5 protein-coding genes and 1 pseudogene are annotated in these 6,611 nt (G+C 64.9%); 3 read left to right on the forward strand and 3 right to left on the reverse strand.

Translation table 11 applies throughout. From position 1 onward, the window contains the following. Nucleotides 1–18: 18 nt before the first annotated feature. Nucleotides 19–1,035 carry an asparaginase gene (locus J7I84_RS14975; RefSeq protein ID WP_214945341.1) on the forward strand — a complete coding sequence of 339 codons (1,017 nt, stop codon included), beginning with the start codon at nucleotides 19–21 and terminating at the stop codon, nucleotides 1,033–1,035. Nucleotides 1,036–1,076: 41 nt separating this feature from the next. Beyond that, nucleotides 1,077–1,454 (forward strand): sterol carrier family protein, encoded by a 378-nt coding sequence (locus J7I84_RS14980; protein ID WP_214945342.1) that lies wholly within the window; start codon nucleotides 1,077–1,079, stop codon nucleotides 1,452–1,454. Between the two features lie 12 nt (nucleotides 1,455–1,466). Here the strand turns inward: J7I84_RS14980 and J7I84_RS14985 are convergent, their stop codons facing one another. The 3 genes and pseudogenes from J7I84_RS14985 to J7I84_RS14995 all read right to left on the reverse strand — a co-directional run bounded on the left by J7I84_RS14985 (nucleotide 1,467) and on the right by J7I84_RS14995 (nucleotide 4,602). Further along, nucleotides 1,467–2,228, reverse strand: a complete 762-nt coding sequence (locus tag J7I84_RS14985) for an SDR family oxidoreductase (protein WP_214945343.1) — start codon at nucleotides 2,226–2,228, stop codon at nucleotides 1,467–1,469. A 13-nt stretch (nucleotides 2,229–2,241) separates the two neighbouring features. After that, nucleotides 2,242–2,985 carry an aspartate/glutamate racemase family protein gene (locus J7I84_RS14990; protein ID WP_214945344.1) on the reverse strand — a complete coding sequence of 248 codons (744 nt, stop codon included), beginning with the start codon at nucleotides 2,983–2,985 and terminating at the stop codon, nucleotides 2,242–2,244. 52 nt (nucleotides 2,986–3,037) lie between these two features. Further along, a pseudogene (locus J7I84_RS14995) lies at nucleotides 3,038–4,602 on the reverse strand (NCS1 family nucleobase:cation symporter-1). A 310-nt stretch (nucleotides 4,603–4,912) separates the two neighbouring features. Between J7I84_RS14995 and aceE the strand changes: the two are divergent. Next, nucleotides 4,913–6,611 (forward strand): pyruvate dehydrogenase (acetyl-transferring), homodimeric type (gene aceE, locus J7I84_RS21610; protein WP_396020074.1); only part of this gene is annotated, 1,699 nt, incomplete at its 3' end.

The following is a 6,611-nucleotide window of genomic DNA, read 5'->3' on the forward strand; positions in this document are numbered from 1 at the left end:
GGCCCCTAGACTGGCGGTATGCCGCACAACCCGCATGCAACCTTTACCGTGGACTCCGCCGTCGAACTGGCTGTGATCGAACGCAGCGGCTTTGTGGAGTCCCGGCACATCGGTTCCGCCGTCCTCCTGTCCGCCGACGGTTCGGTGGTCACCGAGCTCGGTGACATCAACACGCCCATCTATGCCCGGTCCGCCCTGAAACCGTTCCAGGCGCTGGCGTCCATGCAGTCCGGGGTCCCGCTGCGGGGCGCCCAGGTAGCCATCGCGTGCGGAAGCCACACCGGGTCCCTGGACCACATGGACGTGGTGGCGGGCATGCTCAAGGCGGCCGGGGTCCGTGAAGACCAGCTGCAGTGCCCTGAAGCCTGGCCGCAGGACGAAACGGCCCGGAACTGGTTGGTGCGCTCCGAAAAAGGCAAGTCGCGGCTGGCGTTCAACTGTTCCGGGAAGCACGCCGCTTTCCTCTGGGCCTGCACCGAAAACGGGTGGGACACCAACAGCTACCTTGAACCGAACCATCCGCTGCAGCAGCGGGTCCGGAGCGTCATCGAGGAATACACGGATGAGAAGATCGCCCACCTGGGGATCGACGGCTGCGGAGCCCCCGTGGCTGCTGTTTCCCTCAAGGGCCTGGCCCGGGCGTACTCGCAGCTGGCCAAAGCCCCCGGCGACCAGAGCTTCAGCGCCAGGGCCGCCACCATCGCCACGTCAATGCTCGATTATCCCTGGGCCGTGCAGGGCCGCGGCGAAGCCAACACCCTGGTGATGGACGAGCTGGAGATCATCGCCAAAATCGGGGCCGAGGGAGTCCTTGCCATGGCCACGCCCCAGGGGGTTTCGGTGGCCGTCAAGATCCTGGACGGGAACATCCGGGCAACGTCGCTGGTGGCCCTGACACTGCTTGCCGCAGCAGGCGCCGTCGAGATCCCGGGTGTCGCCAGCGCCCTGGAGAAGGTGGTGGAACCCGTGCTGGGCGGCGGCCACCCGGTAGGGAAGATCCGGTTGGGCCCGGCTGTTTCCGCGCTGTTGGACTGACACCCGATTTCCCCAACCGACGCAAAAGGAAGACTGAAAGCATGGCCGTTGCCCGCCGTCGTATCGACCTCCAGGAAGGCAAAGCAGCACTGAAGGTGTGGCTGGAAGGCACGCAAGCGCCGTCGGACACTCCACTGCCCCGGACCGTCCTGGCCACTGCCGTGCGGTACTCGCTGGAGGAGCTCACGGCGCGTGCACCGGGCAACTCGGTGGAGGTGCGCGTGCCGCCGTTTGGCGTCACCCAGTGCGTGGAGGGGCCGCGGCACACGCGCGGCACGCCGCCCAACGTGATTGAGTGCGACGCCGCCACCTGGCTGGCGATGGTGACGGGGCAGTTGGACTGGGCGGACGCCGTCAGCGCCGGCAGGGTGGCCGCGTCCGGCCTGCGCGCAGACCTGTCGGCCCTGCTGCCCTTCTAGGCACAGCGTGCCTCAGCCGCGGCCGATGAAAGGCATGCCCGCGGCGGTAACCACCACGGAGCCCACGCTGGCCGTTGGTGGCATGTTGGCCATCATCAGCACCGCACGCGCCGCGTCCGCCACCGGGAACATCGGTTCCACCTTGCGGCTGCCGTCGGCCTGGAGCGCCCCGGAGCCCACCCCGATGGTGTCCATAATGTCCGTGGCCGTGTTGCCGATATCGATCTGTCCGCAGGTGATGCCGTAGCCGCGGCCGTCCAGTTCGATGCTCTTTGTCAGGCCCGTCATGGCGTGTTTGGTGACCGCGTACGCCACGGTCCGGGGCCGGGGCGAATGCGCCGAAATGGAGCCGTTGTTGATGATCCGCCCACCCTGCGGCTCCTGCGCCTTCATGGCCCGGACGGCCGCAGCGGCGCACAGCATGGACCCGGTCAGGTTCACGGCCACAGTGGCGTTCCAGTCCTCCAGGCTGATCTCGTCAACACCGGCCGCCGGACCGAACACACCGGCGTTGTTGAACAGCACATCCACGCGCCCCCACTGCCGGCGGGCTGCCTTGAAAAGCCGCTCGACGTCGTCGGGCCGGGTGACGTCGCAGGGCACCACGAGCGCCTCCGGGCTGCCGTCCGCCGTTTCCTTCAGCTGCGCCTCCCGCCGGCCGGCCAGCACCACGCGGTAGCCATCGGCCAGCATCTGCCGGGCCACCTCTCGGCCGATGCCGGACCCTGCTCCGGTGACGACGGCGACGCGTGCAGTGCGCGGGGAAGTGTTCATTCGGTCTCCTGGCTTAGGGCTGGGCCGGCACGGCCGGCCTGTTCAGCGGCCAGCCTATGACGGTCTTGGGCCGTGGCGCAGCGAAGGTCCGCACCTTGGAGGTGGAAAGGCGCATCCGGACCAGGGATTCGGCGATGGTCACCGCGGACGCCACGCCGTCCACAACGGGCACGCCTGCCCGCTGCCTGATCTGCTCGTCGAGCCCGGCCATGCCGCCGCAGCCGAGCACAATGACCTCGGCCTTGTCCTCGGTGGCTGCCAGCAGGGCCTGGTTGATGATCGCCTCCACAGCGCGATCCGGCTCCTCCTCGAGCTCCAGCACCGCCATGCCGCTGGCCCGCACTGACGCGCACCTGGCGTCCAGTCCAGCCAGCTTCAGCCGGTCCTCGATAAGGGGAACCGTGCGGTCCAGGGTGGTGACCACGGAATACTTGTGCCCCAGGAACATCGCGGTGCTCGCGGCGGCTTCGGTGATGTCGACCACCGGCACGTCCAACAACTCCTGCAGCCCCTCACGGCCATGCTCGCCGTAGCCGGCCTGGACAACGGCATCGAAAGGCTCCGGGTAGGAGGTCACCGCGTCCATGACGGCGATGGCAGCCAGGTAGCTTTCGAAGTTGCCCTCACAGGAGTCAGCGCCGAACCTGGGGGTTACGCCGATAATTTCCGTGCCGGGAGCGGCAACGCTGCGGGCGGACGCGGCGATGGAGTCAGTCATCGACTGCGTGGTGTTGACGTTTGCAACGAGTATGCGCATGGGAAAGATCCTTTGTGTGGGTCCCCTTGGGGCCGCGGCAGTTGGGTGGAGCTCAGTGGGTACTCGCGACGGCGATCGCCTCACCGTCGCGGTCTTCGAGCCTTTGGCTGCGGTCGGCGATGAAGAAGTAGAGGGTGGCAGCTATGCCCGCTGCAAAGAACCAGGCGAAGGGCGCCGCGGCAGCCAGCCCGGGAACGAAGGCGATGAGGAGGGCCAGGACGGCAGCCGGAACCATAGCGGTGATCGCCCGGGGATTGACGCCCTTCTTGTAGAAGTACCTGCCCTCCGGGGACGCTGTGTACAGCTCCGGCACGTTGACCTTGCCGCGGCGGATCAGCCAGTAGTCGGCCATGACGACGCCGAACAGCGGCCCTAGCAGCGCACCGAGTCCGCCGAGGAAATACACGATGACCAGCGGGTTGTTGTAGAGGTTCCACGGCAGGATGAGAAGCCCGATCGTGGCGGAGACCATTGCCGCCTTGCGGAAGTTCAGCCGCTTGGGGAACAGGTTGGTCAGCGCGTACACGGGGGCAACGAAGTTGGCCATGAGGTTCACTGCGATGGTCAGGATCAGCAGGGCAAGGCAGGCCAGGACCAGGAACAGCGTGTTGGGGATGGTCTGGACAATGTCCGAGGGGCTCTTGATGATGGTGCCGTTGATTTTGAACTGACCCCCGGCCATCACCACCACGATGGCACCGAAGAGCAGCATGTTGATGGGAATGCCCCAGAAGTTGCCACGCACTACAGCCTTCTTGGAGACGGCGGAGCGGGTGAAGTCGCAGAAGTTGAGGACGAAGGTGCCGTAGATGGACACCCAGAGGGCACCGCCGGCGAAAATGGTGAGCCACATTTCCGGGCCATCCAGCGCTTTGTTGGAGGACCAGGCGATGCTTCCCCCCGCCTGTACGAAGATCCAGATGGCCATTGCGGCCATGGTGGCAAGGATGACAGGGCCGGCAAATGCCTCGTACTTGCGGATCATTTCCATGCCGAAGCTGACGATCACCAGCTGGACCACCCAGAGGGTCACGAATGCCATCCAGCCCAGTGTGGAGAGGCCCAGGATCGAGTCCTTGTCCATATCCGCCAAGGCTGGGAACATGGCTACGAGCATCACGCGGAACACTACGGACGCGAGGTAGGTCTGGATGCCGAACCAGGCCACGGCCACTGCGCCGCGGAGGAGGCTGGCAATCTGGGCACCCCTGATGCCGAAGCTGATGCGGCTCATGACCGGAAAGGGAACACCGGTCTTGACGCCCATGAATCCTGAAAGCGTCAGGAGCCCAAACAGCAGCGCGGCGCCGATGCCGAGCGCCATGAGGATCTGCCACCCACCCAGCCCAAGGCGAACAGTCCAATGGCGAACGCGTAATTACCCAGGCTGTGGACGTCGTTCGCCCAGAGGGTGAAGATGCTGTAGCTGGTCCAGCTGCGGCCAGCGCGCTTGGTGGGGGCAAGGTCGGAGTTGTAGAGGGAAGGGCTGATGTTGATGCCCGAGGCGGCGCTTGCTGATTCGCAGAGGGCTTCAACGCTGCCGGAGGGATGAGCTGGAACGGCTGACGGCGTTGTCAGGTCCTGCTCGGCAGCGCCCGCCCTGGGAGGGGTTTGCATAAAGGTCTCAATTCGTTGGAGTATCCCGCGTGGTGAGGCCGACCTGCGTCGTTTCTGTTATTCCACATTGCGGAAAAGAGATATTGAATAGTGAAATAAGGGTATGACGCGCATCACTGCCGGTCAAGTGCCGCGGGGATGGCCGCTCGGTCACATTGCGTTCCTTGAGTACTGGGCCGGGCAAGCGGCACTTCGTGGCGGGAATCATGTTGACCCGGCCGCAGTAGCTTACTAATCTCGTCTAGCAATATTGTTTTCTCACAATACGAAAACATGCGCCTATCGCATTCAAAGATGAAAAGAGGCTGCCGTGGCTGCAGGAGAAGATACCTCCCATATCCTCAGCGGGTTGACTAACCAGCTGCCTGATCGTGATCCGGAAGAGACTGCCGAGTGGGTTGAGTCCCTGGATGCGTTGATCAGGGAACAGGGCACCGAGCGTGCCCAATACATCATGCGGAGCCTGCTGCAGCGCGCGGGCGCGCAGAGCGTGGGGGTACCGATGGTGACCACCACCGATTACGTGAACACGATCCCGGTGGACCAGGAAGCAGAATTCCCCGGCAACGAGGAGTTCGAGCGCCGGTACCGGGCGTACATGCGGTGGAACGCCGCGGTCATGGTGCACCGGGCGCAGCGGCCCGATATCGGGGTCGGCGGGCACATCTCCACCTACGCCGGGGCCGCGACCCTGTACGAGGTCGGCTTCAACCACTTCTTCCGCGGCAAGGACCACCCCGGCGGCGGGGACCAGGTCTTCTTCCAGGGCCACGCCTCCCCCGGCATGTACGCGAGGGCGTTCATGGAAGGACGCCTGTCCGAGGAGGACCTGGACGGGTTCCGGCAGGAAAAGTCCCGCGAGGGCCACGCCCTGTCCTCCTACCCGCACCCGCGCCTGATGCCGCACTTCTGGGAATTCCCCACCGTGTCCATGGGCATCGGCCCGATGAACGCGATCTACCAGGCCCAGAACAACCGCTACCTGCACAACCGGGGCCTGAAAGACACCTCCGACCAGCAGGTCTGGGCGTTCCTGGGCGACGGTGAAATGGACGAACCCGAATCCCGGGGCCTGCTCCAGCTCGCCGCGAACGAGAACCTGGACAACCTGAACTTCGTGATCAACTGCAACCTCCAGCGCCTGGACGGGCCGGTGCGCGGCAACGGCAAGATCATGCAGGAACTCGAAGCGTTCTTCCGCGGCGCGGGCTGGAACGTGATCAAGGTCGTCTGGGGCCGGGAATGGGATGACCTGCTCACCCGCGACACCGACGGCTCCCTGGTGAAGATCATGAACGAAACCGTCGACGGGGACTACCAGACCTACAAGGCCGAATCCGGCGGGTTCGTCCGCGAACACTTCTTCGGCAAAACCCCGCAGACCAAAGACCTCGTCGCGGACCTCACCGATGACCAGATCTGGAACCTCAAACGCGGCGGCCACGACTACCGCAAGGTCTACGCCGCCTACAAAGCCGCCACCGAATTCAAGGGCAAACCCACCGTCATCCTCGCCCACACCGTCAAGGGCTACGGCCTGGGCCCCAGGTTTGAAGGCAGGAATGCCACACACCAGATGAAGAAACTGACGGTTGAGGACCTCAAGGACTTCCGGGATTACCTGCGCATTCCGATTTCGGATGACCAACTCGACGCCGACCCGTACCGGCCTCCCTACTACCACCCGGGATTTGATGCACCCGAGATCGCCTACCTCCTTGGACGGCGGAGCGCATTGGGCGGGCCGGTTCCCGAACGCCGCGGCGGACACCAGGCGGTCGATCTTCCGGACGCGAAGTCCTATGAGGTGGCAAAGCGCGGTTCAGGCAAGCAGATGGCCGCAACCACCATGTCGTTCGTGCGCCTGCTCAAGGATTTGCTCCGCGACAAGAAGTTCGGGAACCGGATTGTGCCCATCGTGCCGGACGAGTCCCGCACCTTCGGCATGGATGCGTTCTTCCCCACCGCGAAGATCTATAGCCCGGCCGGCCAGAACTACCTGTCGGTGG

Source organism: Arthrobacter sp. ISL-85, from assembly GCF_018613675.1.
In the GTDB taxonomy this organism is placed as follows: domain Bacteria; phylum Actinomycetota; class Actinomycetes; order Actinomycetales; family Micrococcaceae; genus Arthrobacter.